This window comes from Mycetocola manganoxydans, assembly GCF_003667545.1.
Lineage (GTDB): Bacteria > Actinomycetota > Actinomycetes > Actinomycetales > Microbacteriaceae > Mycetocola_A > Mycetocola_A manganoxydans.
On the sequence record NZ_RCUV01000002.1, the window covers coordinates 71,298 to 96,435 of the forward strand.

Sequence of the window (25,138 nt, forward strand, 5' to 3'; positions counted from 1 at the left end):
GGCCAGCCTCACCAAAAGTACGGCCGTCAGCCTCACCGGAAGTACGGCCATCCGCCTCACCGGAAGTACGGCATCCGCTTCACCCACGGCGGCGGGATGCTGATCGGCTTGCCGTTCACCATCTCGATCTTCCACTCCGAGGCGTGCATCTTGTGATGGTCGTACCAGCAGAGGATCACCCCGTTCGACACATCCGTCTCGCCGCCGTGTGACCAGGGAACGACATGGTGCACCTCACACCCGCTCGCCGGGACGTCACACTCAAAGCAGGTGGGACCATCTCGGGCGATGATCGCCAGTTTCTGCCGCCTGCTGAACGGACGTCGCGAGCGACCAAGACGGAGAACGTCGCCGTGGGCCCCGAGCCCCACCGGCTGGGTGCCTCCATCACACAGGATCTGTTCGATCGAGGAGTAGGGGATCCGGTCCGCTACGCCGACGACCGCTCCCGTGCCCTGCTTGTTCTCGAGCACCTCCGCCGAGACGGTGACCAGCACCGTCGGCGCCGACCCGCTGATGGTCGGCACATCGCCCGATCTCGCCAGCGAGTCGATCATCGACGCGAAGATGTCCGCTCTCTGCTGACCCGGAGTTCGGGAATCCTTTGGCCGGCCTGGAGCATCTGTGTCGTGAAGCTTTTGTTCCTCGTCTTCTGTCAGGCACTGGGGCGCAGTCCGCGGCGTGAGCATCGCGTCGAACAACGTGTGCAGCTTGGCGGCGACGTCGACGGTCAGTTTGCCCCCAAACGGCACCACACCGTTTTGCGCAACACGAGACACCCAGAGGTCACGCTTCGAGAACGCCTCGTCTGCCCGCGGTTCGATGCCGTTCGGGTCGAGGGCGTCTCGCCATAACCGGGCCTGCCCGGCAACGAGATCTGCCGGCAATGCCAGGCCTTCGGACACCGCCTCACCCGTCGCCTGCCCCACCAGCGCCTCTTCGGCTGCTGTCAGCAGATCCAGATCGGCCCGGGGAGCGGCGAGGCTGAGTTCGCGGGTGATCGCCTCGGCGGCATCCATCCCGATCAGCCCTGCGGCGAGCGCCTCGCCGACCCGCGGGAACAACGCCGGCAACGGCAACCCCGTATCGGCCACCCTCTGACCCGTCAGCGCACCCACCCGGATGTACCGCGATGCCGAACGCGCCGACACGCCCGTGACCTGTTCCAGCAGTTGCGACGCGCGGCCGAACCCGTGCCGGGCGGCAAGGCCACTCGAGCCGAGCGCACGATCCGAGCGGCTCGCGACCTCGTTACTGCACGCGATCAGAACAGCCTCGGCCCTCCGCAGTACGCCTGCTGCATCTGCCGTGAGTGCCAGGAGTTCGTCGGCACTGAGACCAGCCAAAGTGGTGAGGTCGGCATCCAACGGCGACGCACCCGGACCGCCCGCGCAGGACGCGGCACCCGGAGAGATTGTCTCCGGAAATCCACCGCTCGCCTGGCTGTTCATACCCCCAGTGAACACCCCACCACCGACATTTGCGCGTGCCAAGACCGTCGAGAAAAGGCCGATGGGGATAACTATCCGAGAAAACTTAACTGTGGAGGAATCGCCGTGACAGGCTTGTGAAGAGCAGGGTCGAAGCAGCGTACGAGCACCGTCAGAACAGAGTCAGAGCTGGGTACCTTCGGCGACAGTTCGCAACCGTTCTGAGTCGATGATCGAGGTCCAGCCCCGCCCAGTGGCGATCACTCCGTGAGATCGCAGTCGGCTGACCACCCTGCTGGCACTTTCGATGGTGGTTCCGGTCATCGCCGCTAGATCGGCCCGACTCAGAGAGACACGCACCGATCCGTCCACTGCTGTGCACCCGAGTTTGCTCACGAGCGACAACAGGGCAGCTGCCACTCGTTGTTCGACCGTGTCCGCCGACAACTGACGGATGACGCGGTGCGACTGCTCGAGTCGGGCCGCCAGATCTTCGACCACGGCAAGCGCCACTTGCGGATGCCGCGCCAAGACCCGGTGAAAGTCGGCATTCGAGAGCGTCAGGACACAGGAGCGAGTCAAACTCTGGGCTGTATCTGTATAGCGACCGGAGCCCAGGGACCGGAGGGTGCCAAAACTATCGCCTGGGCCGACGAGATCGACCACCACATCGTGACCTGACGCAGACGGCCGGAAGACCTTTGCCCGGCCCGATGCCAGAACGTGGAGCTCTGACCCATCCTGCCCGGCCTGGTAGATGGAGTCGTCTTCGTCGTGCCAGCGCACCTGCATCAGAGCGTTGACGTCGGCGACCTCATCGATTGTGAGGCCGGCGAAGTAGGGAACGTGGGTGAGCACATGCATCCGAACGTCGACGGAGCAGGTGCGGACAGCATCCGTTTCGGGGCCAGGAGCATGGGCAGACATGCCTTGAGGCTATCAACCCGTCTCCACCGGTCTTTCGCTACTTGATGTAGATCAAGGCGCGAACGGATCGAGCGCGGTTCACTGATTAGACAACGCTTCATCGAGAAGGACGAGGACATCACATGCGCACCGTCAAGTTTGAGACCGAACCGTTCACGTGCCCGTCGTGCGTGAAGAAGATCGAGTCCGTCGTCAGCAAGAAGGACGGAGTGGACTCGACCCAGGTCATGTTCAACTCGAACAAGGTCAAGGTCGCCTTCGATGACTCCAGAATCAGCGCGGACGACATCGCCAAAACCATCACCGACCTCGGTTATCCCGTACTGGCCCAGAAATAGCCAGCAACACGAATCTCACGAACCAGCGAAAGGCACTTCCATGGACCACTTTCTCCACTTCACCATGCCCGATATCGCCACAGAGAACACTGACTTCAGGCGCGTGCTGTGGACCGGCGTCCATAGCCAGCTCGTGATGATGACAATCCCACCGGGCGGCGAGATCGGCGACGAGACCCACGAACACACCGACCAGCTGCTCAGCTTCATCAGCGGCACGGGTGAAGGCACCGTCGGGGGCGAGAAGCACCGTCTTGACCCCGGCGACGTCTGCGCTGTTCCCGCGGGCACCCGACACAACTTCGTCAACACCGGCGACGAGCCCCTCGTTCTCTACACCGTCTACAGCCCACCCGAGCACGCCGTCGGGGCCGCGTACGCGACAAAGGAAGAAGCGGATGCCGCGGAGGAATCGGGGCAGGACGAACCACCCACCCGATAGCCCGCCACCACCCAACTGAACAAAGGATCGTCGTGACCGGAAAAGTGAAGGCACAGATCGCCGCCGTCAGCGGTGGGTTGCTCCTGCTCGCCGTCGTGCTCCATCTCATGGAGTGGGTCGTCGCTCGGGACACGGCGCTCTTCATCGCCAGCGTCATCGCCGGAGCACCGACAGCGATCAGCGCCTACAAGGCAGCCAAAGCCAAGGCATTCAGCATCGATTTGCTCGTGACGATCGCCGTAATCGGCGCCCTCGTCATCGGCGAATATGTCGAAGCCGCCGTCGTCTCGTTCCTCTTCGTCTTCGGGGCGTACCTCGAAGTGCGAACCCTGGAGAAGACACGGCGGTCTCTGCGGGATTTGGTCGACATGGCGCCGCAGGAGGCTCAGGTAGTCCGAGACGGGCAGACGGTCACCCTTGCCGTTGACGACATCATCGAGGGTGATCACGTGCTCGTTCAGACGGGCGGCAAGGTCGCGGTGGACGGCACCATCGTCTCTGGCCAGGGCCTCCTTAACGAAGCCACAATCACCGGCGAGCCCGTGCCTCGATCGAAGACCACCGGCGACACGGTCTACAGCGGCACCATCCTCGACAATGGCTACATCGAGGTGGTTGCAGACCGGATCGGCGACGATACAACTTTTGCCCAGATCATCGAGCTGGTCGAAGAAGCGCAGGAGACCAAGACCAAGGCGCAACGGTTCCTCGACAAGTTCGCCAACGTCTACACGCCAGCGATCATCGTTCTTTCCGTGCTGGTGGTTGTCGTCACACGTGACGTTGAGTTCGCCCTCACGTTCCTGGTCATCGCCTGCCCGGGTGCGTTGGTCATCTCAACCCCGGTCTCGATGGTGGCCGGGCTCGGGAACGGCGCCCGTCACGGTGTGCTGGTCAAGGGCGGGGATGCCCTCGAGCGGCTCTCGAAAATCGACACGCTCGTTTTCGACAAGACCGGCACCCTGACGATGGGCCGCCCGGAGATCACCGAGATCCGAACGGTCGACACCGACGAATCGACCGTGCTGGCACTCGCGGCGCAGCTGGAACGCGCGTCGGAGCATCCGCTGGGCCGCACGGTTGTCGAGGAGGCGCAGAATCGCGGGCTCCCGCTCGGGGAATCACCGACCGAGGTAGAGGTGATCGCGGGTGGAGGCATCCGCGGCATTGTCGGTTCTCGACGGGTCGCGGTCGGATCCAAGCGGATGCTGGCCTCTACTGACGTCGCCCTGCCCGACGAGCTTGCCGAGTATGCCGATGCGCGCGAGCGCGCCGGGAACACCGTGGTCTTCGCCACGATCGATGAGCGCCTGGCTGGCATCATCTCGATCGCCGATCAGATCCGCCCCGAAGCGGCCGCGGCCATCGCGACGCTGCGGGGCAGGGGTGTGAAGCAGTTCTACATGCTCACCGGCGACAACAGGCACACCGCCGAGCTCGTCGCAGCTCAGTTGGGCATCGATCACGCGGAGTCCGAACTGCTGCCACAAGACAAGGTTCGCATCGTCAGCGAATTGAAAGCGCAGGGGCACCACGTCGGCATGATCGGCGACGGCATCAACGATGCTCCCGCCATCGCTACGGCGGATGTTGGAATCGCGATGGGGGCGGGAACGGATGTGTCGATCCAGACCGCTGACGTGATTCTGATGGGCAATCGGTTCGACCAGTTGGTGCACGCGCACTCCCTGGCGAAGGCGACGGTGCACAACATGCTGCAGAACACTGTCATCGCCATCGGAACCGTCGTGCTTCTGCTCACCGGTGTTTTGACGCATCAGGTCTTCATGTCAACGGGAATGCTCGTGCATGAAGCGAGCGTGCTGATCGTCATCCTCAACGCCGTGCGTCTCGTGCGCTATCGCGATAAGGGAATCAACCGCCTGCACGCGAATCCTGTGCGCAACCCCGTCGGTGGCGATCGCACGATTGCCGGCGATCGGGCAGCGCAACGCATCGGATAAGCCCAGCGGGGGTCCAGGTGAACCTCTCTCGACGCCCGAGTGAACTCTCGTTCTCTCGCGGCACGTCGAAATCGGCGCGTCCCTAGGTTGGGGGGGACAGCCACCACCGAAGACAGGATCACGTTGACCCCGCACCCTCGCCCTGGCAACAGGACTCAGAACAGCCCTCGCAACAGAACTCGCAGCCGCCGCACACGCGCGCTCACCCTCACTCTCGCGCTCGGAACCGCACTGTCGATTGGAGCCGTACCGATGGCATCCGCAGTCGGCGAACAGCCGTCACTCGAGTCGCCGGCGCTTGCGTCGACCAACACCACGCCCATCGTCGTCGATGGCAAAACCGTTGCACCCGACCCGCGGGCGGGGTTCCGTATTCTGCCGTATCTGCAGAAGCCGGCAACGACAGAAATGACGATCAACTGGTTCACCGAACTCGGCACAGACGCCCAGATCACGGTCACCGGTCCCGGCCTCGCGAGCGGCACGGCGACGGCGACGGTCAGCGGCGTACTGAACCCGGTGAACGCATACCAGGAGTCCGAGCTCACACAGGGAGCCTTCGACAACGGCCGCGGAACCGTCGTGCCACAGGGCGAATGGATCCGCGCCGATCAACCGTTCAGGTACAGCCACACCCTCACAGGCCTCACCCCCGGGTCCGACTACGACTACCGCGTCGTTGTCGACGGATACGCGCACGACGCCACCTTCTCGACATCGCCGTCCTTCGACGAGGGATTCACTGAGCCGATCCACGTCATCGCCTACGCCGACTCCGAGACCGACCCTAAGGGGCGTGTCACGAACCGCGAGTGGGAGCAGACGGTCACCCTCGCCCCCGGGTCGGAGGAGAGGCCACAGGCAGGTTCAGCGTGGGATGCCACGTTTGGCGGCGGCATCCGTAATGGTGCTTACGCAGTGAATTACATGCTCACCGAAGACGTGGCGATGCGGCTCAACAACGAGGTCATCGCTGAGCAGCAACCGGACCTCCTCCTGCTCGCGGGCGACCTCGTCGAGCGCGGATCGAGCCAGACGCACTGGGACGAGTTCTTTCGCTACTTCGCCGGCGACAACGGCCACCTTCTCGACTCCGTTCCGCTGATCACGTCGCTGGGCAACCACGAAGTGTATGGCTACGGCACACCGGACGACCGCTCCTTGGTCGTGCGCTCACGCATGGAGTACAACCAGTACTTCGACACGTTCGGGTCGGACAATCCGCACGCCCTCGACGCGTACCATCGGGTCGACTTCGGTCCGGTCACCGTGATCTCGGTGGATGCCACGAACGGCTCGCCCGACGCGACGGCCGACACCGCACCGGACTCCGAGGCCTCGACCGGCGACGACTCCACCCTCACACCGGAGCAGTACGGTACAGACACGCAGGGGTCATTCACGCTCGCCGAGTACCAGCGCGACTTCCCCGTCGCGATCGAGAACGGCTGGATCGCCGAGGGCGCGCAGCCCGACCAGCCCGCGTTCCACCCGGGCTCTGAACAGTACGTCTGGCTCGAGAAGCAGCTGAAGGATGCCCGGTCGCAGGGTCAGACGATCGTCGTGCAATGGCACCACGTCGCGTACTCGAACGGCGTGCACGGCACCACGATGGGCAACGACCACCCGGATGACCAGCCCGGTACCCCGATGCGCATCGTCACTCCCCTGCTGGAGAAGTACGGGGTCTCGACCGTGATCTCCGGGCACGACGAGATGTTCGAGGCATCCTACGTCGACGAAGCCGGAGACGGAACGGGCGTGTGGCATTGGGATGTCGGCGTCGCATCCGACGGGCTCCGCGGCGAGAAGATGATCGAACTCGACGACGGCACCTTCGCCCCGTACCGGTTCAACACCGCCTCCGACTGGATGGCGCACCTCGACGAACCCGAGATGTGGGAGACGGATGCCACGGGCGTAAAACAGCTGGTATCCGGAGGCAAGCACTACGGTCACCTCGACATCTGGATCGAACCGTACTCCGGTGACGCGCTCGCATCCGGTCTCGTTCCGGCAGCAAGGATGACCATGACGCCCGTCGCGGTGTTCCCGGTTCTCGACGCAGACTACGAGCTGGCGAGCGTCGAGCGTCGGGAGATGACCTCGGGTGAGCGTGTCGTCTACCTCGATGCCGACGGCCAGGTTATGGACGCGAACGCTGCTCCCGCGCCGGTCCCGTCGCCCGAACCGACAGCATCCCCTCAGCCGGAACCGTCGCCCGAGCCGACGGTTCCCGCAGGGCCTGATGGGTCCGATGACTCCGACGGTTCCGACCCGACGGATGCCGCGAATCCCGCGAACTCCGCCGACGACCTCGCCAACACGGGCACGAACACAAACGTTCTCGGCATGATCGGCCTCGCACTCGCTGCTGTTGTTGCGGGCGCCGGACTCTGGTGGTGGCGACGCCCGCGAGCGAAGGCCTAGATCTTCACGATGCAGGGCCACACTCGGTGAGGCGAAGCATCCATTAAGCAGTAGCTGCTCCAAAAACCCAGGTTTGAGAGCATCTACTGCTCAACCGGTGCGGTCAACGAGCTCGAACCGCGGATGCCACGTACACCGTGTTCGCGGACGTCCCGCCGGTGAGCGGGTTCGCGAACGAGACCACGTGCGCGTCGACGGTGTCGAACACCTCGGCCAGCAGCGCCGAGTAGGCGTCGTCGGGCGGATCGTCCGACCAGAGCGCGAATGCTCCCCTGGGCTCGAGGTGCGCAGCCGCCCGCTGGATACCCTCCACCGTGTAGAAGCCCGCGGAGTTCTCGTTGAGCAGGTGGCGGGGCGAGTGATCGATGTCGACGAGAATCGCGTCGTAGCGCGAATCGGATGCCGGCTCCGATCGCATGAGAGCAAAGAAATCGTCGTGGACGAGGCGAGAGCGAGCATCCGTCACGATGGGGGTGGACACCGGCAGCAGCTCGCGCTGGTGCCAGTCGATGACGGCGTCGAGCGCGTCGACGACGGTCATGCTGGAGACGCGTTCGTGGGTGAGGACCGCTTCGGCGGTGTAGCCCAGGCCGAGTCCGCCGACGACGACGGTGAGGGCGTCACCCTCGACGGCAGCGAGGCCGAGGTGGGCGAGTTCGATCTCGGCGACGGGGAACAGGCTCGACATGAGGAACTCGTCGCCGAGCTTGACCTCGTAGATGTCGACGTCGAGGGCAGGGTCGTGGCGGCGCCGAAGGCTGACCTCGCCGAGCGGGGTCTCCTGCCAAGCGAGTTCTTCGAACCGGAGGCTCATCGGATGCCGGCGGTTCGGGAGTAAGTGCGCATGCCCCATGCTCCCACGCCAGCCACATTCGTCGGGCAGCGAGCGTATCGAGACGGGCGGCCCGGGCCCCACCCTCTAAGGCTGCGCGACCGGCCGGTACTCGTCGAGGGTGTCCTCACGGAAGTGGTCGCGAACAACAGCGACCTGGTTCCAGTCGACGTCGATCGCCACCTCTCCACCATGGTCTGCGGGGCCAATCACGGGCAGGGTGAAGAACGTGACGTCGTCCATGCGGAGGTTGCGCAGTTCGAAGCCGAGGCCGACTGCGTACCCGGAAGAGAATCCGCTGTCGACTTCGAGGTACGGAGTGGCCGCCGACATGAGTTCGGTGATCTTGCCCGGATTGGTCAGAGTCTCCGCACTGAGGAACTTGGCCATGAGCCCTTTGACGAAGGCCTGCTGGTTCCGGAGCCGCTGGATATCTCCGTCGGTGAACGAATCGGTTTCGCGGACGTACTCAAGCGCCTGCTTCCCGTTGAGCGTTATCGGCCCCTTGTCGAACGAACGGAACGGAACTTCATTATTCACTTGGACGCCCCCGAGTGCGTCGGTGATCCCGGCGAAGCCTTCAAAGTCGACGCTCGCAACGCGGTCGATGCGAGCGTCGAGCACCCCCTCAACGGTTTGCACCGCTAGTGGAACGCCGCCCAGGACGAGAGCGGTATTCAGACGGTCCTGGCCGTGCCCCGGAATCTCGACCCAGCTGTCCTTCATGAGCGACATCACATGAACGCTCTCGCGGTCTCCTGAGACATGGATCACCATCATGGTGTCCGAGCGGGTGCCTTCGACCTCGCCCGGATCAGACCCAGGGCCGCCAGCATCAGAACCGATGAGCAGGATGTTTTGGGAAGCATCATCCGTAGCCGCCGGACGATCGGCTTCCGCCGGGAACGATTTCTCGAACCTCTTCGCGCTATCGAACGAGGCGGACAACCCGTAGGCGTATGCTCCGAGCGCAGCGAGGACTACCACGAGAAAAACCCCGATGACGATCAGTACCGTGCGCAACGGGAACCTAAACCGTCGTGGCGGCGGGGTTGCGAGATAATCCTGAGGAACGCTCATCTTAGTATCCAACCAGATGAATTGATCACCGACGACCCCTTGCCCCGATGCACGCCGCTGATACAGGTCTTCACCTTCGTGATCGACTACGCAGCGATCGAGGAGAGCCGCGGTATTGAGAGCCGCGCCTAAGCAGCTGGCCTGACCGGAACCTCATATTTCGAGAGAGTGTCGTCGATGAAGTGCTCCTTGATGACCGCGACCTGATCCCAGTCAACATTGACGACCGACTGGTCTCCCTGCATCCCTGTGCCGAGGGTCGGCATCGTGAAGAACGCCATGTCAGCCATTCGGATGTCCCGAAGCTCGAACCCGAGGCTACCTGCGTACGTAGAGGAGAATCCCGAGTCGACCGTCAGGAACGGAGCCATCGACGAAACCAGGTTGTTGATGGTCACCGGGTTGGTCAGAGTCTCCGCACTGAGAATCTTGCGCAGCACGCCCTTGATGTAAATCTGCTGGTTTCGAACTCGCTGGTAGTCGCCGTCCGCGAACGATTTACGTTCCCGAACGAACTGGAGCGCTTCATCGCCGTTCAGAGTATTGAGCCCCTGTTCGAAGGATTTGAATGCGACAGGATTGTCTACCTCCACGCCGCCGAGCGCATTGGTGATGCCTTTGAACCCCTCGAAGTCGACGATCGCGATGCGGTCAATGCGGGAGCCGATGAGTCCTTCAATCGTCTGGACCGCGAGCGGCACTCCCCCGTATGCGAGAGCGGCATTCATCTTCGCCTTACCGTGACCTGGGATATCAACCCAACTGTCGCGCATGATCGACATCACGTGGACGCTGTCCCGATCCGACGAGATATGCACCACCATCATGGTGTCGGAGCGGCTGCCTTTCGCGTCATCGATATCGCCAGAAAGCTCGCCCCTTTTGTCCGACCCCATCAAGAGGATGTTCTGCGATTTGTTCTCAGCAACGGCCGGCCGCGTCGTCTCCTCGGGAAACACCTCTTCCACCGCGATTTTCTTGGCGCTGTCGAACGTGCTCGACAGGTTCACGACGTAAACGCCCACAACAGCGACGGCAATCACGAGCAATGCTGCGATCAGAGTAAGGAAGTTGCGGAGCCCGTGGCTCTTGCGCTCGGGCTGCTCTTTGAACTCGAAGGGGAACGTCACTAACTCATCAAAGCAGACCAAGCTTCGTGTTCACCGGGCTGAGCGGCATGCCCAGACCCCCAGTACCGGTGACCTAACCTAGAGGCGCCGGCGCGAGAGGGCATGAAGTCTTTCATTGAGCCCCGATGGAGCCGTCAGCGCTTTCCTATTCTTTGCAGCCGGGAGCGTCAATGGACACCGGCGTCGGCCGGACCATTGGAGTGGTCTGCACGTCGAGCGGCCCATACTCCGAATCCGCCACACCGGTCATCTTGTAACTGATCGTTAATGACTCCCCTGGAGCAATGACGCGGTTGATCCGCACGACCGGTCTCCCGAGATGAGTGCCTTCGCTCACAGCCGCGACTTGCTGCCCGTTGACGGACCAAGAATCGATGGTCGCACCTACGGGACCGTAAACCACAAAGTCTGTAGCGATGAAGCCCGGCTGATAGTACGGGCCTGTTATGTAGCGCGGTAAACCTGCGGCCTGCTCGCGCGTAATCACGTTTGCCAGCGTGACGTCAATAGAGAATGCGGGTGCATCATTGGCCGACTCGCACTGCGTCGTTGAGGACGCGACGGAGGCGTTGACGTAGTAGTCCATTTTCGAACCCGTGGTGTCGTTGAAATACACTCCGACAGCGGTCTGATTCGAGTTATCTTGGGGCAACGCGCCTTGAAGCCGGGTCCCGGCAATGAGTTCCTGTTCGGCCTCGTTGCCACTCCAGATCTTCAGTCGACCTTCATCGACGGACTTCGCCAAGGCAGCCAATAAGGCATTGGGGTCGCCCGTACCAGATTTCACGGCGTCGAAGATCGACACGGCAGCGGCGGCAAAGAAGGCATCCTGTTCGGCCGCGCGCGCGTAGCGAAAGTAGACCTCGTTCAGGAGCAGCGGAACGGCATTCGCCGCTGTCAGCGCTTCTCCTGTTACAAGAGACACCGGACCGGTTGCGCCCAGCAAGTAGCTCAGGCCTACCGGGTCAAATGAGATGACTCCGTCGATGCGCACGTCGCTCCCAAATTCTTCTGCCCAGTACGCCTTGACCAACTCGACGGTCGTTGGAAAATGAGGCGTCGCCGTAATATTCGGAATCCACTCACCGACCGTATCGGAGTAGATGGCAGAGGTCTCTGCATCGAGCGGGACGATCGGGTCGGGCCGATCATTGAAGAATTGGCTGCTTGTCGCTTGCTCCGTGATGTCGATCTTGCCGTCGGCCACAGTCAGCCTGGTCATGGCGGCTGGGTTCCCGCCCGACGCACGCGCCTCGGAATTGCCCTGGAAGATCATCAGATAGTTCCGTGGGCCGCTGGCTCCCAGCGCGTCGGGGAGGACGGAAAGTGGCTTGATCAGCCCACTGAGAAGCGGACGAACGTCGTCCAGCGTCGTCGAAAGCTTTTCGATTCCGGACGATATTTGAGGCAGAAGGGACGGGGATTCGAGCGATGTGAGCCGCTCATCGGCCACTTCTACGGCGTCAATCGTCGACTGGAGAAATGTTCCCAAATCGGTCAACGCCGTCACGTCGAATCGGCCATCCACAGGTTTCAGCGAGGCCAGACTGATGTTCGACGCCGGCACAATGGCGTCCGCCGCGAGATCGTCCGCGGTCTCAGAAACCACACGAAGTGCCGTGAGGTTTGCGCCCACAATGGGAACACTTTCGAGCGCGGACCACATTCGACCCGTCGTCTGTGCCCGGGCCGCAGCAGTGTGGGCATTCAGTTCAGCCGTCGTCACACCCGCCGCCTCGGTGTCTCCGGCGAGGATCTGCGCCTTGACCTGCGAGGCAAGCGGGAGTGCGACTTCGAGCTCCCGCTTAACTTCGAGTCCCTTAGGGACCATGTTCAGTGCGACGAGACCGCCAACCACAACGAACGCCAAGACGAGTCCCGTCGGAACCCATAAACGGGCGCTCTTGATGAGCGGTTTTCTCGTTGTTTTAGCGCGTCGGCCCACGGGTCCATCTAAGCGCACCTCGCTGTGAAGCCCAACAACGTGTCGATCACCTTAAGTCCACTTCTAAATAGCTCGACCGTTTGCATCTATCCAGAAGGATCCATTCGACCAGATTGGTTTTCCGAGAGCACGGTCAAAAAGTGTTGCGCCCGCGCCCGCCGAAGCTGCGGATGGGCGGGTGTTGCCATCGACCGTACCAATTCTCACGAAGGACTCGAAATGAGCACTTCCGAACCTGTGACCGGGAGTACCCAGGTCGATCTCACCAGATGTCCGCGGTCGAATCGGGCTCACTGTGATCCACTCATCGGTCTCCGCATGCCACGACAGCTTCGTCTCACCGTCGACCTGGAGACGTACGACTCCGCTTTCTTGAGCGTCCGCATCAAGGAACACCTGAGTCCCCTCAGCGCCGAGCACGCCGACGCGCCGCGCGAACCCGGTTTCCACGTCGATGACCTGGGCCGTCTTGACGAGAGTATTGTCCACGACTTCAGGGCGTGCGTACTGCGACGTCGTCACTCTGGCGAAAAGACTGCCTGCATCAAGGAGGATCTTCGAGCCGCTTCCTCGTCCGGATTCCGTGTACACATCCTCGTACGTATTGCTGTTTCCCGCGTCGCGAATGGCACCTGGTGATTCAAAGTACTGCTGGTCAAAGTGGGGGGAGTAGACACGGTTGGCGGACGACCCCACCATGTTGATTCCCCACCCCCGATTGGCCACAACATCGGGTCCCCAGATCCGTATTTGCTGGGCGTCGGATCCTTCGCACCTTATGCCATCGCCATGATTGCCATAGCAACGGACTCGGCGCAGATCGCTGTTGTTGACGTTCCCGCCACCCACGCCTTTGCCCGCCTGGAGGAAGATCCCATGCGAGCCAAACGAACTGACGGAAACGGCGTCGATTTGGCCGAATCCGTTTGTGCAGTGAATCCCATAACCCTCAGCGTGAGTTGTGCTCTCCGAAAGCGAAGTCAGCTCGAACGGGCCGATCCGATAGCCCGACGGTCGATGCCCTTCGGAATTCTCTCGAATGCGTAGTCCTGTTTTCCCGGCGGCCCAGAGGAGTTGCGTACCGCCCATTCCAGATTCGAAGCCACCGCGCCCGCAGTCGAAATCAATCGTCTTGTCAATGACCAGGGTGTCTGAGAGGTAATACCTGCCGGGCGACACGAAGACTCGGCCGCCCGGCTCTACGGCATCAAGAGCACGTTGAAAGGCGTCGAGGTTGTCAGTGGCTTGATTTCGGTCCTCGCCCGAATAGTCGCCGACAGCGCCAAAGTCTCTCACGTCGCATTGATAGACGCGAGAGTATCGAGCATCGAGAACCGCGCGTGCCTCAGCTTCGTCGTCGGACAGTAGCTTGGCGAGATCTCGTTCAGTATACGAACCGGACCGCATCGTTTGGTCACCGAGCGAAACGGCAGACTGCGCTCCGATACCCGCTGCCACGATTCCGACACCCAGCGCCGGGATAGAAGCTTTGAGCCAATTCCGTCTCGTTGACAACCCACCCACGTGGTCAGCCTCCACCAGTCACTCCTAGCGGTTTGATGTTTGAGGACGAGGTGAGCATTTCGACTCGCTTTCAATGGTTGTCGATCGATTGTTACAGAGCCAGCCCCTCGAATCCTGATACGTGCAATCCCCGACAGCTAGAGCCGCGGTCGCTGGCGCTTCCGTCAACCATCGCTTCGGGAACGCCGGCGACCCCGAAGCCTCTTTTCCAGGGGCGCTTCGACGAAGTAGTGCAATGCTGCGGCAGCCGCAACCGCGCAGATGAACGAGGCGGCCACCGCTGCGAACAACCACCAATCACTCAGCTCCTGGGTATTGATTCCGATTCGATCCATGGCCTCGAATGCGCCAGTCATCGCCTGTGTATGAATGAGATAAAACGAGTACGACCAAATCCCCAGTGTCACGAGGGGCTTCGCTCGCAATACCGATGGTCGCTGATTCAAGTCAGCCTGCGCCGCAGACCAGATAAGGAGGCAAAAGGGGACCAAGGTCACGATGACTCGCGAGTAGGGGTCGTCCACGACGTTTGCCGCGGCGTATCCGGCCAGCGCCACGAAAGACCCGACCCACAGGGGAACTGCAAACGAGGCCTCTCGCCGTATCAGCAGCGCAAGGATCATCCCTAGAACGAACTCACACAAGCGGGTCGGTGGGAAGAAGCCGACCACCCATATCCCGAACTCCGTCGTACCCGTCAACGAAACCGCGACCGAAACCGAGAGGACAAGGCTGACGAGCAGTGCACCGACAATCAGGAGCTTTCGAACCTTCCACTGAGACATCCATCGGTAAAGATAGGGGAACACGAGGTAGAAGAACGCCTCACACGAGAGGCTCCAGAACACTGCGTTCGCCGCGAAGTAAACGCTTTCCGTTGGAACCCATGATTGCAGGAGAGTGAGCGGGATCAGGTCGACGACGCCGACGCCCCGGCCAGAAGTCACCAGAATCGCTACGGAAACAAGCCACGCAACCACGTATGCGGGATATATTCTGGCGAACCGGCGCCGGTAAAGGAACGAACCGGGTCATGCTCTCGAGCTGTCCACGCCAACACGAACCCGCTGACAATATAGAAGAACGAGACGCCGGTCATTCCGGCAGCAAAGACACTCTCGGTCCAGGAATCCTGACCGTAGTATAAAGAGTGGATTCCAAAGACGACGAATGCGGCAATGAACCGGAGTCCTGTCAGAGAATCAAGCCTTTGGCCATGCTTTCGCCTCAGCGTTTCGGCCGTCCAAATAGTCGCCGTCATAGTTCCCCCAAGTCAGCCGGACACTCAGTTCGCATTACATCGATAGCAAACTCAATGTGCCGAGCGTACGCTGCAGCTAGCTGTACTGCCCAGAAACCAGTTTGAACCGGGACTCTGCGATCAGGAGCCCGTACTCGGAAACCCGTTGGGATTATTCGATTGCCATCGCCATGAATCGATGCAAGCATCCTTCACTGTGCGTGAAGCGGCCCACTGGAGAATTCTTCGAGCCTTGTCCACGGACGCGACGCTCTCAGCTACATCTCCAGTTCTGGGTCCGACCACACGGTATGGGATCTCTCGGCCGCACGCGTGCGCAAAGGCGTCGATGAGCTCGAGAACCGACGTTCCCGTTCCCGTTCCGAGGTTGAACGAATCGAGTCCGGGCGCGAGCTGTTCCAGCGCTGCGACGTGCCCCATCGCGAGATCGACGACATGAATGTAGTCCCGCACGCCGGTGCCATCGGGCGTCGGATACCCGGAGCCGAACACAGATACGTAGTCACGTCGACCGATCGCGACCTGGCTGACGTATGGGAGAAGATTATTCGGCATTCCTCGCGGGTCTTCGCCGAGCTCGCCGCTCTCGTGTGCACCGACCGGATTGAAATACCGCAGCACAGCGATGCGCATTTCGGTATCGGCGCGAGCAACATCCCTCAGAATCTGCTCGATCATGAACTTGCTTTGGCCATACGGATTCGTGATGCCAACGCCAGTTGGGTTCTCTTCGGTTAGAGGCGATTTGGAAGCATCACCGTACACTGTGGCCGAGGAACTGAAGACGAACTTTCTTACTCCGTGCTCTTGGAGCCCTCTCATGAGAGTGAGCGTCGAGCCTATGTTGTTGCGGTAGTACTCGATGGGATCGGCGACCGATTCGGCAACGGACTTGTGTCCCGCCATGTGCACGCAGGCGTCAAACTCTCCTTCGCCAAGAACGCGTGCAAGCTCCGACTCATCGTTGAGGTCCATCTGGTAAAAGCCGACGGTCCGGTCGGAGAGGCGTCGGATCCGGCGCACGGCCTCGGCATTTCCGTTTGAAAGATTGTCGACGATGTCGACAGAGTGGCCCCGTGCAAGAAGCTCAATAGCGGTGTGGCTTCCGATGTATCCGGCGCCCCCGGTCAACAGAACTCTCATTGCGGCACCCCCTCCGATTGCTTCAGTACCCGTTTGCGCCGAGCATAACGGTCTTCGAATAATAACGGTTCTCGAATATATGATTGGTGAGCGCCGAGCCGGTGCCACCCGTTCTTTGCGCATCTTCGGAGCCGGCTACAAACGTTTAGACGTCGACGACCGATCATTGTCGTCGCGCGAGTCCATCAGCCCGCTTGCGAGCATGTGCGCGCCACCCTAACGAACATGGAGAATCGCAGAGTCGTGTCTGAATCGAAGATTGCCGCCAGACACGCGATATACAACGCCCTCAGCACAGTGGCAATTCAGGGAATCGCAATCGTCACCCTGTCGCCGGCTGACTACGGGCAATTCTCGCTGTTTTATCTGGTTTTCGCGTTGGCTTCCTCGGTCATCTACTCAGTCGTGTCTGAGGCATGGGCTCGCAACTCTCGACTAGGACGCCCGCTAGCGCCCTGGCGCCGGTACTGCACGAGCCTCACCCTCGTTGCCCTGCTCACGCTGCCGGTATCTGCTGCCTTCTTTGTGTTCGGCATTCCTATTCTCCTGACAGCGGCCTTCGCCGGATCCGTGGCAATTTCGTCGTTCCGAGTCGGTGCCCGCTACTATTCCAGCGCGAACGCCAGGCACAGATTCGTGGGCGGCGGGGACCTAGCAGGGGCCATCGCTATGATTCTGGGATTCGCACTCTTCCAAGCGTTCTTGCCAGCGCTGGATTCAGTTGCGCTCGCATGGCTAGTTTCGTCCTTCTGCGCTGTGCTCCTCGGGGAACGGCCCCGCTTCGAGTGGTCATTCGGCCTGCGGAAGTGGGTGTCTGCGCATCGCGCGTCCATTCGAAGCCTGCTAGCCGATTCCGTGATGCTCGACGCTGGCTCGATCGGCGTCCCTCTCCTACTGGCGCCGCTGCTTGGCGTGGCCAACTTCGGAGTGTATAGAAGCATCTCAAGCGCTGCACTTCCCGTGCGATTGGCGCTCAATCCGCTTCGACCGCTACTGGCGAGAATGCCACTCGAGTTCTTTGCTGCGGCGCGAATCTTCTGGGCCGTGCTCACCGGGGCGATCGCTCTCGGTTTGGCGACATATCTCGGATTGTGGCTGATCACTGCGCAGGGTTGGTTCAGCACGAGTGTTCTGAGCGACCTCGCTGCGTATGCGCTCCCGACGAGTATTTTCGTTGGCACAAATCTTATTGGTATGTTCTACTACCTGGTGTCGAGGACGCATCTCCCGGGCCGTCGTCTCCTTCAGTATCGAGCGACTCAACTTTTGGGTGCCATCGTGCTCCCAATTGCCGGATATCTAGTTGGAGGCCTCACCGGAGCGATATGGGGCTTCACCCTGATCAGTGTTCTGCTCGGTTCCGTCATCGTCTCCTTCGTCATGAAGGAAAGCCACTCAAGCGCATAGCGCATACGATGTGTTTTAGCCATGAAGCATAAGGAGACCATCGGGATGACCAGACGCGCAATCATCGGGGCGGCGCGGCGCGCCCGAACCGAAGCGGACCGAGTTCTCTCGCAAACGACAAATAAGCGGAAACCACGACGAATTGCTCAAGGCAACGAGCCAGCTCGAACCGCAGAGACACGCACCCAGGTCATCCTGCCGGCGGCCTACGGCTCGATGGGCGACGACGCACTCCGGGCCGGCACGGAAGAAGGTGCGAACGAGCTCAACGAGAGAGTCGACCTGTGGATGCCAGGCACAGCTGAGAATTGGCCTGCCGGGCACGAATCGGTCCAGTCGCTGGAACCCCTGCGGATTGGGCAGACAGGCGTCCTCAATCGCCGTGCTCTGGAACGCTTCGGCCGATCCGACACCACAGTCATTGGCGCGGACACGCTCGGAGGAAATTACCTGCACGGATTCCTGGGCTATCGAGTGGCTGCGCTCCGACAGGCGGCATTCAATGGTAGGCGAGCAAAGCTAGCCAACTTCAGCATGGGAGCGAGCCCGACCCCGACGGCGTTGAAGCTCCTGAGGTCGCTTCCGTCCGACGTGGAGTTGTGGGCCCGCGACGAGCTTTCGCGCGAGCGAACCCAGACCTTTCTCCAGCGGGACGTGCGCGTCGCTCCCGATGTCGGTGCGTTGGCCCTTGCCACTCCAACAAGAACTGCCAAGGACATCGCTGAGCGCCATGCGACGCGGGGCTACGTCACGCTGGTCCCGAACGCCCACTTTGAGACTCTCGGCTGGTTCACACGAACCGCGTTGGTCGACTTTTGGGTGGAAGTCGGTGTAGCACTCTCCGCAGACTATGGCGTCGTCTTACTCCCGCACGACGTGAGAGGACGGCCCGGCGACGTCGCGCTGTCCGAAGAGATCAGTAAGGCTCTCGAACGCAGGGTCGGGGAAAAAGTCGACGTGTTCACACCTCAGACAGCTGCCCAGGCCAAGTACGTGCTGCAGGGGTCAAAGGGAGTGGTCTCTGCACGCATGCATGCGTGCGTTGGCGCTCTCGCAAGCGGAGTGCCCTGCGTCGGACTGGAATATCTCGGGAAGTTCGCTGGCCAGTTCGCCTGGTACGGAGAGTTGGGCTCCGTCGTACCACTTGAGAGCGCGGTCGATGCCCAAACCGTTCTTTCCGCCTTCCGATCGCTGCCTTCACGGTCGACGGGGACCTGGACAAGTCCAGTCACAGCACAATCGATTGGATGGCTTAAGAGCTAGATTTCGTACTACCGGTTAATAGCGATTCCGCTGCTCGGACGACGTCGCTAGCCACTCGATCCCAAGAGAACGTCGTGCGGGCACTTGTAATTGCTGATCTGGAGAAGTTCTCATAGAGCACTTCCTCGGTGCGCATCGTACCCAAAGCCGACGCGAAATCTTCGCTGCTCATCGACTCGGCGACGAGTCCAGCTTTGGCTTGGTCGACCTGTTCTGCCAGTCCCCCAACGGGAGTCGACACGATCGGAACGCCAGCGCTGAGCGCGTATCCGATCACGCCCGACTGGCTGGCTTCATCGTACGGGAGAGCAAGAACGTCATAGCCGGACACGACGCTCTGTATTTCACATTCGGGAATCCAACGCTGAACATGTTCGGCATGAACCAGGGCAGCAAGCTCCCGTTCGGAGGGAGAAAGCGCGCCCCGACCGTCGATGCGAACAGTCACAGCGGCTCCATCGGTCTGAAGGATTCGAACGGCCTCGAGCAGCCTGGATAGTCCCTTGTAGCGTTCGACGCGGCCGAAGAAGCCGACAACAAAGTCGTCCGCATCTGACTTCCTTGTTCTGGGAGTACCCGGAACGCCGAACGCACCGTGTACGGTCTGATGGACTTTCGCCGCCGGGATCAATGCTTGTGCGGCGACCTCCGTCGCGACGGTCGACGAATAGGTAAGAATGCCGTCACTCGAACGAATTGATGCGCGAGATAGGATGTCGAGGATACGACTCTTCTCTCCGGCGTGACGGACCGCATCGTGCACGCTTCCCAAGACTCGGACCCCTGCGAGGCGCGCAATAATCTTCGGCAAGACTTGCAAAGGGTGGTCCATCACTTCAAAAATCACGTCGATGTCATTGATACGACAGAATCGCCACAATCGATATGCGTCCCAGGGCTGAGAGAGGAGCCGCGCTGCGTGTCGCATCCGTCCCCGCGCCCGGATCCGTCCCACAATCAGAGCTGGCACGTGGAGTTGGCGAAGAGAACCAGCCGTCTCACTCGTCTCGTCGTAACTGATGGCCAGTTCTAGGCCCCGATTAGTGCGCAAAGCCTTTCCGATGTACTCCTGAAGTTGGGGGCCACCCCCGCGCGTCCCCCAGTGCAGAATGAGCATCTTCACGGTTAAGACCCGAACCCACGTAGGCCGGTTGCTGGCCTGGTAGCCAATTTTCGCGATCCTGCTTGGGAGAGGCGCAATGCACGCACCGCTGGCCAGGACGCTATCGCGATCGCAGCCAATGGCAGTATGATCACCAGCGCCATTGGCCGAAGACGCGCTAGTAGCCCGTAGTTCGCCACGCTGACTGCCAGCGTCGCAAGGAGCGCCAAGGTCGCGATTGTCAAAATCGCAACCAATGGGCCGCCCTCGGCACGCGACGAGGAATCGACGAAACGTCGTCGCACGTAGATTGCCCGCATGGCAAGGATGAGCGCCGCTACCCAGATAATCCCCTCCATGAGAGCAAGAAGCATCACCGGACTTACGGCGGTAATCTCCCATGGGAAAGGGCCCGCGAATACGCGTGGAACGTTGACCATCAGGATCGTTCCGTATCCAAGGCTGCCAGTCGCCTCTGCGGTTCCGGCGAAGCCGCTACTTGCGACACTGGCAAGCTCACGATTCCGAAGGGCGACTTCCTCGGCGCTCAAACCGAATTGGGTGTTGGCGAGCTCCCAGGCGACCGCAATGAGCGCCAGCAGAGGAATCAGGAGGAAGAAACGAATTGCGAGTCGGTATTCAGATTTGTGGGACCAGACGAGGACCGCTCCGATGGCCAGTGCCACACCCAGCGCCATTCCAACAGGTCCCCGAATCCAGGCCAGTCCGGCGACCGCGCCAAGCGCCAATACGGCGTATCGGGTCTGCCGAGTCCGCACGACTTGAAGTGTTCCGAGCACGGCGACTGAAATCAGGAAGGTACTCGGCGCTTCGCGCAGCACGCGGGGCGCCCAAATGAACAGGGAGGGAAGAAGCGCTGCAAACAACGCAGCAAGGCGCACCGCCCGGCGACAGACTTCCTCTGGCAGGAGTGGATACGTCTTCGTGATGATCTCGGTTGTGCGAGCAACGGTCACTACGGTGAGCGCGTTCAAGAGCGTGTTCAGCACGATTGCCATCATCGGGACGGGCCCGGAGATGGCGTAAAGCGCTCCGATGATCCAGAGGTACCCCTCCTTCCCTTCGACGTAGTCGACCCGCGCATTCGACTGCCCGGTGAGGAATCGGCTAGCTTCCTCGGCCAGACTGTGCCACACGATCTCGTCAGCGACGAGCTTATTTCCCGAGGCGATCAGGACAACAAGGGTTGCGCCGGTCACAACCAACGCGAGCATGCATGCCGATCGGATGTTGACCGACTTCACTGAACCACTCACAGCCATGACGATCGCGAAACCCACGATGGACATCACGAGTACCGAGGCGAGGCCCTCGAAAGTGGACAGCCCTTGGGTGATGGGAATGTTCACGATGCGACCCTCTCAGCGAGATGGCCCGAAAGGTTGGCCTCCTGAAGAGACCAGATCTTCTCTCTCTTGAAGTTGGCTTCGACGTGGGCGCGGGCCCGCGTACCAAGACGCGATCGCAAATCCTTGTCGACAGCAAGCCGAGTAATCGCTCGCGCCAACGATTCCGCGTCATCCGTGACAAAGAGCAAACCGGTCTCGCCGTCGACAACGGAGTCAATGGCCCCCGTTGCGTCCGACGCAACAGTTGCCAGCCCCATAGCGGCTGCCTCGAGCACAACGTTCGGGAACCCTTCTCGCCTCGTCGGCAAACAGTGAATGTTCATGGCGCGCAAGTAAGGTCTGGTGTCATCAACGGAACCGACAAGATGAGTTTCAATCTGGGACTGTTCGATCTGTGTCACGACGTCGGCACTCTCGAACGCACCAACCACCAGAAGTCGCACATCTAGGGCTTGCCGTGCGCAAATCTCGAGTGCCTGCAGAAGTGTGCGTATACCTTTGTCCGGATGCACCCTGCCCACGAAACCGATAACAAGGGCGCTCGGCCTCCTTGCAAGAAATTTCGCGGTCGCGGAGTCCACTGTTGGAAATTCTGCGTCCGCCGAGAAGCGCTCGAGATCGACGCCGTGCGAACTACCGGGCCCGAGCACTACGGTCTGCTTCCGGCCGAGCAAGCCCAGGTCGGCGGCGCGGCGCGCGAGGCTGTCACTGTTTGCCACGACCTGCGTCGAAAATCGGATGCTCCAGGACTCGAGGAGCTTGAGCATCGCTCGTTTGGGACCCGTCTCTGTTTCAAATCGGATTCCCCACAGTTGATAGACGCGAACTGGGACTCTCGCCAGAAGGGCGGATAACGTGCCGAGCAGCCCAGCCTTTGGCGTCGCCGTGACGACAACATCAGGCTTCAAGCGTTTGAGCTGCTTGAATAACCTGACAAGGCTCACGAGGTCGTCACCGGGGGAAGGGTCGCGCCGCATTGGAACGTTGACGACTTGTACACCTTCCGAATGCCCCAGCTCCTCGAGATTCCCGTCGGATGACGCGATCAGTGTGACATCCCATCCGGAGCGCCGTAAATATGCGAGGTAGCCACGATAGAAGGTAGTTGCGGTGACCTCAGCTGTGACGATGAGGCAGACCGACTTCGTGCTCATCGCGCGGGCACCCCCTTGACGACCGTCGACGCCTCAACATCCCGCACCACGCATGCGGCGGCTCCGACGACGCTGTCTCTCCCGATGTTCAACCCAGCAAGGATGACTGCCCCTGCTCCAACCAGTGAACCCGTCCCAATCTGGACTTCCCCGGATACGATAGCGCCTGGGTTGATCGAGACGCAGCGCTCCAGGGCAGAATCGTGGCCCACCGTGACGTTGGGGTTGAGATGAACATACTCACCCAATCGAACGTTCGTCGAGATCTGCACACCAGCGCACACGACGCTCCCCGCGCCGATCGTGGACATACCGCCGACGATCGCCGAGGGATGCACGAGAGTCACCGGCGATCGACCAGCATCAATCCAACGCGCCGCGATCGTCGACCGCATGATCGGGTCACCCACGCCCACAACGAACGATGCATCGTTCCCGTTGGACAGCCACTCGGTCTCCGTCCCGAGGTAAGAGATACCTCGATCCTCTAATCTCGAGATATTCACAAGGCTGGGCGCGGAGTCGACGACTCCGACGATCTCAAACCTGTTGCGGTGAGTTTCGTTCATCGCCGCGACAACGTCAAGCGCCTCGCGGCCGAATCCGCCCGCACCGATGATGACCAACGGGACTGTCAAGATGCCCCGCCGTCTGTAGTGGTTCCATGGAACTCGGTCATCGTAGCCTGGCCCTCGGCAGAGACACCGCTCCGGCGGAGCACGCTCGACACTGTTGCCCAGAGAATCTGCAGGTCAAGCTTGAATGAGCGGTTGTTGACGTAGTCGACGTCCATCGCGAACTTCTCTTCCCACGTGATGGCATTCCGTCCGTTGACTTGGGCGAGCCCAGTAACACCAGGCCGAACCTCGTGGCGTCTTGCCTGCTCGGGCGAATAGCGGTCGAGATACGACGTGAGAAGCGGCCGGGGGCCGACTAGACTCATGTCTCCCTTGATAACGTTGGAGAGCGTAGGCAACTCATCGAGACTGGTGGCTCGCAGAATGCGCCCGAATGAAGTCAGGCGTGCGGCATCGGAGCTCACACCTTCTCCGGCGGTGGCGGTTTTCATCGTGCGGAATTTCACCAATGTGAAAACTTTGCCGTGCAGTCCGGGTCGAGGCTGTCGGAAGAGTACTGGCCTGCCGAGCCGTACGGCCACGGCGACGGCAACCACTGCCTGAACCGGCAATGTCAACACGTATAGTGCGAGCCCCACCACGAAGTCGAAGTGGCGCTTCTTATGGTCATACCGCTCACGCTTTGCTGAAATCGTCAACGGGCGGTCTCCACGAACTCTCTAATAGCGGCCATGACGTGCTCGATTTGGTCGTCAGAGAGCGCAGAACCACTGGGCAGCGTCATTCCAGTCTCGAAGAGCTTTTCTGCCGACCCGTTCACCGTGGCTGCTGCACCATGAAACACCGGCTGCAGGTGCATTGGCTTCCACAGCGGCCTGCTCTCGATGTTCTCCGCGCCAAGAGCCGCGGTCAGGTCTCTGGGGCTCCAGCCGGTCACTGATTCGTGTACAAGAATCGACGTCAGCCATACGTTGTCTTCTGAATCGCTGTCTCCGCCGAAGATTCTCACCCCATCGACTTCTTTGAAGAGATCTCGGTATCGGTCGCGAATCGAGCGCCTCCGCGCAATCATCTCGTCCAGTCGAGACAGCTGTGCTCGACCAAGAGCCGCAAGAAGGTTGCTCAAGCGATAGTTATAGCCGATGTCAGTGTGCTCATAGTGCACAACGGGCTGGCGCGCTTGTGTGGCCAGATAGCGAGTGTGCTTTGCCAGTCCTTCGTCATCCGTGAGCAACATTCCGCCACCGGAGGTGGTCATAATCTTGTTGCCGTTGAACGAGACGATCGATGCGCTCCCGAAGGAACCGGCGGCGCGGCCGCGGTGCGACGCCCCAAGCGATTCGGCTGCATCGCAAAGCACCGGGACCGCGTACTCGTCTGCAACAGCGAGGATGGCCGTGTAGTCGACCGTCTTGCCGAGCAGGTCGACGGGGACGATCGCCGCCGGCTTGACGCCATCCCCTCGCAGCCTCTCGAGCGCACCCCGGAGAAGCTCGGGATCCATGTTGCCTGTTTCGACATCGCAGTCGATGAAATGCGGAGAGGCGCCTGTATAGACGATCGCATTGGCAGTAGCCGCGAACGTCATCGTCGACGTCAACACGACATCGCCTGGCGCAACGCCCATACCTATGAGCCCGAGGTGAAGTGCCGCTGTTCCGGAACTCAAAGCAACAGCATGGTTCACCCCGACTCGCTCAGCCAACTCCTGCTCGAATGCATCAACGTCTGGTCCCAAGGGTGCGATCCAGCCAGACCGAATGGCAGCCACGACGTACTTCTCCTCGAGCGCACCGACGTCGGGTGATGACATGTGAA

The 25,138-nt window shown here is 61.1% G+C and carries 20 protein-coding genes and 1 pseudogene; 6 read left to right on the forward strand and 15 right to left on the reverse strand.

What is annotated here, in order from left to right:
- Positions 1-56: 56 nt before the first annotated feature.
- Positions 57-1,451 carry an HNH endonuclease gene (locus D9V29_RS01675; RefSeq protein ID WP_121671587.1) on the reverse strand — a complete coding sequence of 465 codons (1,395 nt, stop codon included), beginning with the start codon at positions 1,449-1,451 and terminating at the stop codon, positions 57-59.
- A gap of 162 nt (positions 1,452-1,613) precedes the next feature.
- Positions 1,614-2,357: a Crp/Fnr family transcriptional regulator gene (locus D9V29_RS01680; RefSeq protein WP_121671588.1), complete on the reverse strand. Its 744-nt coding sequence runs from the start codon at positions 2,355-2,357 to the stop codon at positions 1,614-1,616.
- Positions 2,358-2,479: 122 nt separating this feature from the next.
- Between D9V29_RS01680 and D9V29_RS01685 the strand changes: the two genes are divergently transcribed.
- From D9V29_RS01685 to D9V29_RS01700, 4 genes are all read left to right on the forward strand, one after another.
- Positions 2,480-2,695, forward strand: a complete 216-nt coding sequence (locus tag D9V29_RS01685) for a heavy-metal-associated domain-containing protein (RefSeq protein ID WP_121671589.1) — start codon at positions 2,480-2,482, stop codon at positions 2,693-2,695.
- A 40-nt stretch (positions 2,696-2,735) separates the two neighbouring features.
- Positions 2,736-3,137 carry a cupin domain-containing protein gene (locus tag D9V29_RS01690; protein ID WP_220699909.1) on the forward strand — a complete coding sequence of 134 codons (402 nt, stop codon included), beginning with the start codon at positions 2,736-2,738 and terminating at the stop codon, positions 3,135-3,137.
- Between the two features lie 32 nt (positions 3,138-3,169).
- Positions 3,170-5,101: a heavy metal translocating P-type ATPase gene (locus tag D9V29_RS01695; protein ID WP_220699910.1), complete on the forward strand. Its 1,932-nt coding sequence runs from the start codon at positions 3,170-3,172 to the stop codon at positions 5,099-5,101.
- A gap of 252 nt (positions 5,102-5,353) precedes the next feature.
- Complete coding sequence (locus D9V29_RS01700; protein WP_121671590.1) at positions 5,354-7,531, forward strand: metallophosphoesterase family protein; 2,178 nt, start codon at positions 5,354-5,356, stop codon at positions 7,529-7,531.
- Between the two features lie 103 nt (positions 7,532-7,634).
- Here the strand turns inward: D9V29_RS01700 and D9V29_RS01705 are convergent, their stop codons facing one another.
- The 7 genes and pseudogenes from D9V29_RS01705 to galE all read right to left on the reverse strand — a co-directional run bounded on the left by D9V29_RS01705 (position 7,635) and on the right by galE (position 16,446).
- Positions 7,635-8,345 carry a spermidine synthase gene (locus D9V29_RS01705; protein WP_121671591.1) on the reverse strand — a complete coding sequence of 237 codons (711 nt, stop codon included), beginning with the start codon at positions 8,343-8,345 and terminating at the stop codon, positions 7,635-7,637.
- A gap of 105 nt (positions 8,346-8,450) precedes the next feature.
- Positions 8,451-9,443: an LCP family protein gene (locus D9V29_RS01710; protein ID WP_121671592.1), complete on the reverse strand. Its 993-nt coding sequence runs from the start codon at positions 9,441-9,443 to the stop codon at positions 8,451-8,453.
- A 128-nt stretch (positions 9,444-9,571) separates the two neighbouring features.
- A complete protein-coding gene (locus D9V29_RS01715) occupies positions 9,572-10,453 on the reverse strand; it encodes an LCP family protein (protein ID WP_183084878.1) in 882 nt (293 codons plus the stop codon).
- 265 nt (positions 10,454-10,718) lie between these two features.
- The gene (locus tag D9V29_RS01720; RefSeq protein WP_121671594.1) at positions 10,719-12,443 is read right to left on the reverse strand and encodes a DUF4012 domain-containing protein; all 1,725 of its coding nucleotides are present in this window, start codon (positions 12,441-12,443) and stop codon (positions 10,719-10,721) included.
- Between the two features lie 138 nt (positions 12,444-12,581).
- On the reverse strand, positions 12,582-13,976 hold the full coding sequence (locus D9V29_RS01725) for a glycoside hydrolase family protein (RefSeq protein WP_147436206.1): 1,395 nt from the start codon (positions 13,974-13,976) through the stop codon (positions 12,582-12,584).
- Between the two features lie 230 nt (positions 13,977-14,206).
- Positions 14,207-15,303 (reverse strand): annotated as a pseudogene (locus D9V29_RS01730) (acyltransferase family protein).
- A 120-nt stretch (positions 15,304-15,423) separates the two neighbouring features.
- Positions 15,424-16,446, reverse strand: a complete 1,023-nt coding sequence (gene galE / locus D9V29_RS01740; protein ID WP_121671598.1) for a UDP-glucose 4-epimerase GalE — start codon at positions 16,444-16,446, stop codon at positions 15,424-15,426.
- Between the two features lie 243 nt (positions 16,447-16,689).
- On the opposite strand from galE, the gene D9V29_RS01745 reads away from it, so the two are divergent.
- On the forward strand, positions 16,690-17,853 hold the full coding sequence (locus D9V29_RS01745; protein WP_147436207.1) for an MATE family efflux transporter: 1,164 nt from the start codon (positions 16,690-16,692) through the stop codon (positions 17,851-17,853).
- Between the two features lie 45 nt (positions 17,854-17,898).
- On the forward strand, positions 17,899-19,116 hold the full coding sequence (locus tag D9V29_RS01750; protein ID WP_183084880.1) for a polysaccharide pyruvyl transferase family protein: 1,218 nt from the start codon (positions 17,899-17,901) through the stop codon (positions 19,114-19,116).
- On the opposite strand, the gene D9V29_RS01755 is transcribed toward D9V29_RS01750, so the two are convergent.
- Genes D9V29_RS01755 through D9V29_RS01775 form a run of 6 tightly spaced genes read right to left on the reverse strand, consistent with a single transcriptional unit; the run spans position 19,106 to position 25,133 of the window.
- Positions 19,106-20,233: a glycosyltransferase family 4 protein gene (locus tag D9V29_RS01755; RefSeq protein WP_259462880.1), complete on the reverse strand. Its 1,128-nt coding sequence runs from the start codon at positions 20,231-20,233 to the stop codon at positions 19,106-19,108. The two genes, D9V29_RS01750 and D9V29_RS01755, sit on opposite strands and share 11 nt — an antisense overlap.
- An 8-nt stretch (positions 20,234-20,241) precedes the next feature.
- Positions 20,242-21,588 (reverse strand): hypothetical protein, encoded by a 1,347-nt coding sequence (locus D9V29_RS14845; protein ID WP_183084882.1) that lies wholly within the window; start codon positions 21,586-21,588, stop codon positions 20,242-20,244.
- Positions 21,585-22,742 (reverse strand): glycosyltransferase family 4 protein, encoded by a 1,158-nt coding sequence (locus D9V29_RS01760; protein WP_121671602.1) that lies wholly within the window; start codon positions 22,740-22,742, stop codon positions 21,585-21,587. Before D9V29_RS01760 ends, D9V29_RS14845 begins: the two co-directional genes overlap by 4 nt.
- The gene (locus D9V29_RS01765; protein ID WP_229790381.1) at positions 22,739-23,368 is read right to left on the reverse strand and encodes an acetyltransferase; all 630 of its coding nucleotides are present in this window, start codon (positions 23,366-23,368) and stop codon (positions 22,739-22,741) included. The genes D9V29_RS01760 and D9V29_RS01765 overlap by 4 nt, the downstream gene beginning before the upstream one ends.
- Positions 23,369-23,376: 8 nt before the next feature.
- Positions 23,377-24,018, reverse strand: a complete 642-nt coding sequence (locus D9V29_RS01770) for a sugar transferase (protein ID WP_308428555.1) — start codon at positions 24,016-24,018, stop codon at positions 23,377-23,379.
- Positions 24,015-25,133, reverse strand: coding sequence for a DegT/DnrJ/EryC1/StrS family aminotransferase (locus tag D9V29_RS01775; protein ID WP_121671604.1), 1,119 nt, complete (start codon positions 25,131-25,133; stop codon positions 24,015-24,017). The genes D9V29_RS01770 and D9V29_RS01775 overlap by 4 nt, the downstream gene beginning before the upstream one ends.
- Between the last annotated feature and the right edge of the window lie 5 nt (positions 25,134-25,138).

What these genes read in the sequence shown, in the direction of transcription:
- D9V29_RS01675 (WP_121671587.1), bottom strand. Translation starts at nt 1,451, where the DNA reads ATGAACAGCCAGGCGAGCGGTGGATTTCCGGAGACAATCTCTCCGGGT.
- D9V29_RS01680 (WP_121671588.1), bottom strand. Translation starts at nt 2,357, where the DNA reads ATGTCTGCCCATGCTCCTGGCCCCGAAACGGATGCTGTCCGCACCTGC.
- D9V29_RS01685 (WP_121671589.1), top strand. Translation starts at nt 2,480, where the DNA reads ATGCGCACCGTCAAGTTTGAGACCGAACCGTTCACGTGCCCGTCGTGC.
- D9V29_RS01690 (WP_220699909.1), top strand. Translation starts at nt 2,736, where the DNA reads ATGGACCACTTTCTCCACTTCACCATGCCCGATATCGCCACAGAGAAC.
- D9V29_RS01700 (WP_121671590.1), top strand. Translation starts at nt 5,354, where the DNA reads ATGGCATCCGCAGTCGGCGAACAGCCGTCACTCGAGTCGCCGGCGCTT.
- D9V29_RS01705 (WP_121671591.1), bottom strand. Translation starts at nt 8,345, where the DNA reads ATGAGCCTCCGGTTCGAAGAACTCGCTTGGCAGGAGACCCCGCTCGGC.
- D9V29_RS01710 (WP_121671592.1), bottom strand. Translation starts at nt 9,443, where the DNA reads ATGAGCGTTCCTCAGGATTATCTCGCAACCCCGCCGCCACGACGGTTT.
- galE (WP_121671598.1), bottom strand. Translation starts at nt 16,446, where the DNA reads ATGAGAGTTCTGTTGACCGGGGGCGCCGGATACATCGGAAGCCACACC.
- D9V29_RS01750 (WP_183084880.1), top strand. Translation starts at nt 17,899, where the DNA reads ATGACCAGACGCGCAATCATCGGGGCGGCGCGGCGCGCCCGAACCGAA.
- D9V29_RS01755 (WP_259462880.1), bottom strand. Translation starts at nt 20,233, where the DNA reads ATGCTCATTCTGCACTGGGGGACGCGCGGGGGTGGCCCCCAACTTCAG.
- D9V29_RS01760 (WP_121671602.1), bottom strand. Translation starts at nt 22,742, where the DNA reads ATGAGCACGAAGTCGGTCTGCCTCATCGTCACAGCTGAGGTCACCGCA.
- D9V29_RS01775 (WP_121671604.1), bottom strand. Translation starts at nt 25,133, where the DNA reads ATGTCATCACCCGACGTCGGTGCGCTCGAGGAGAAGTACGTCGTGGCT.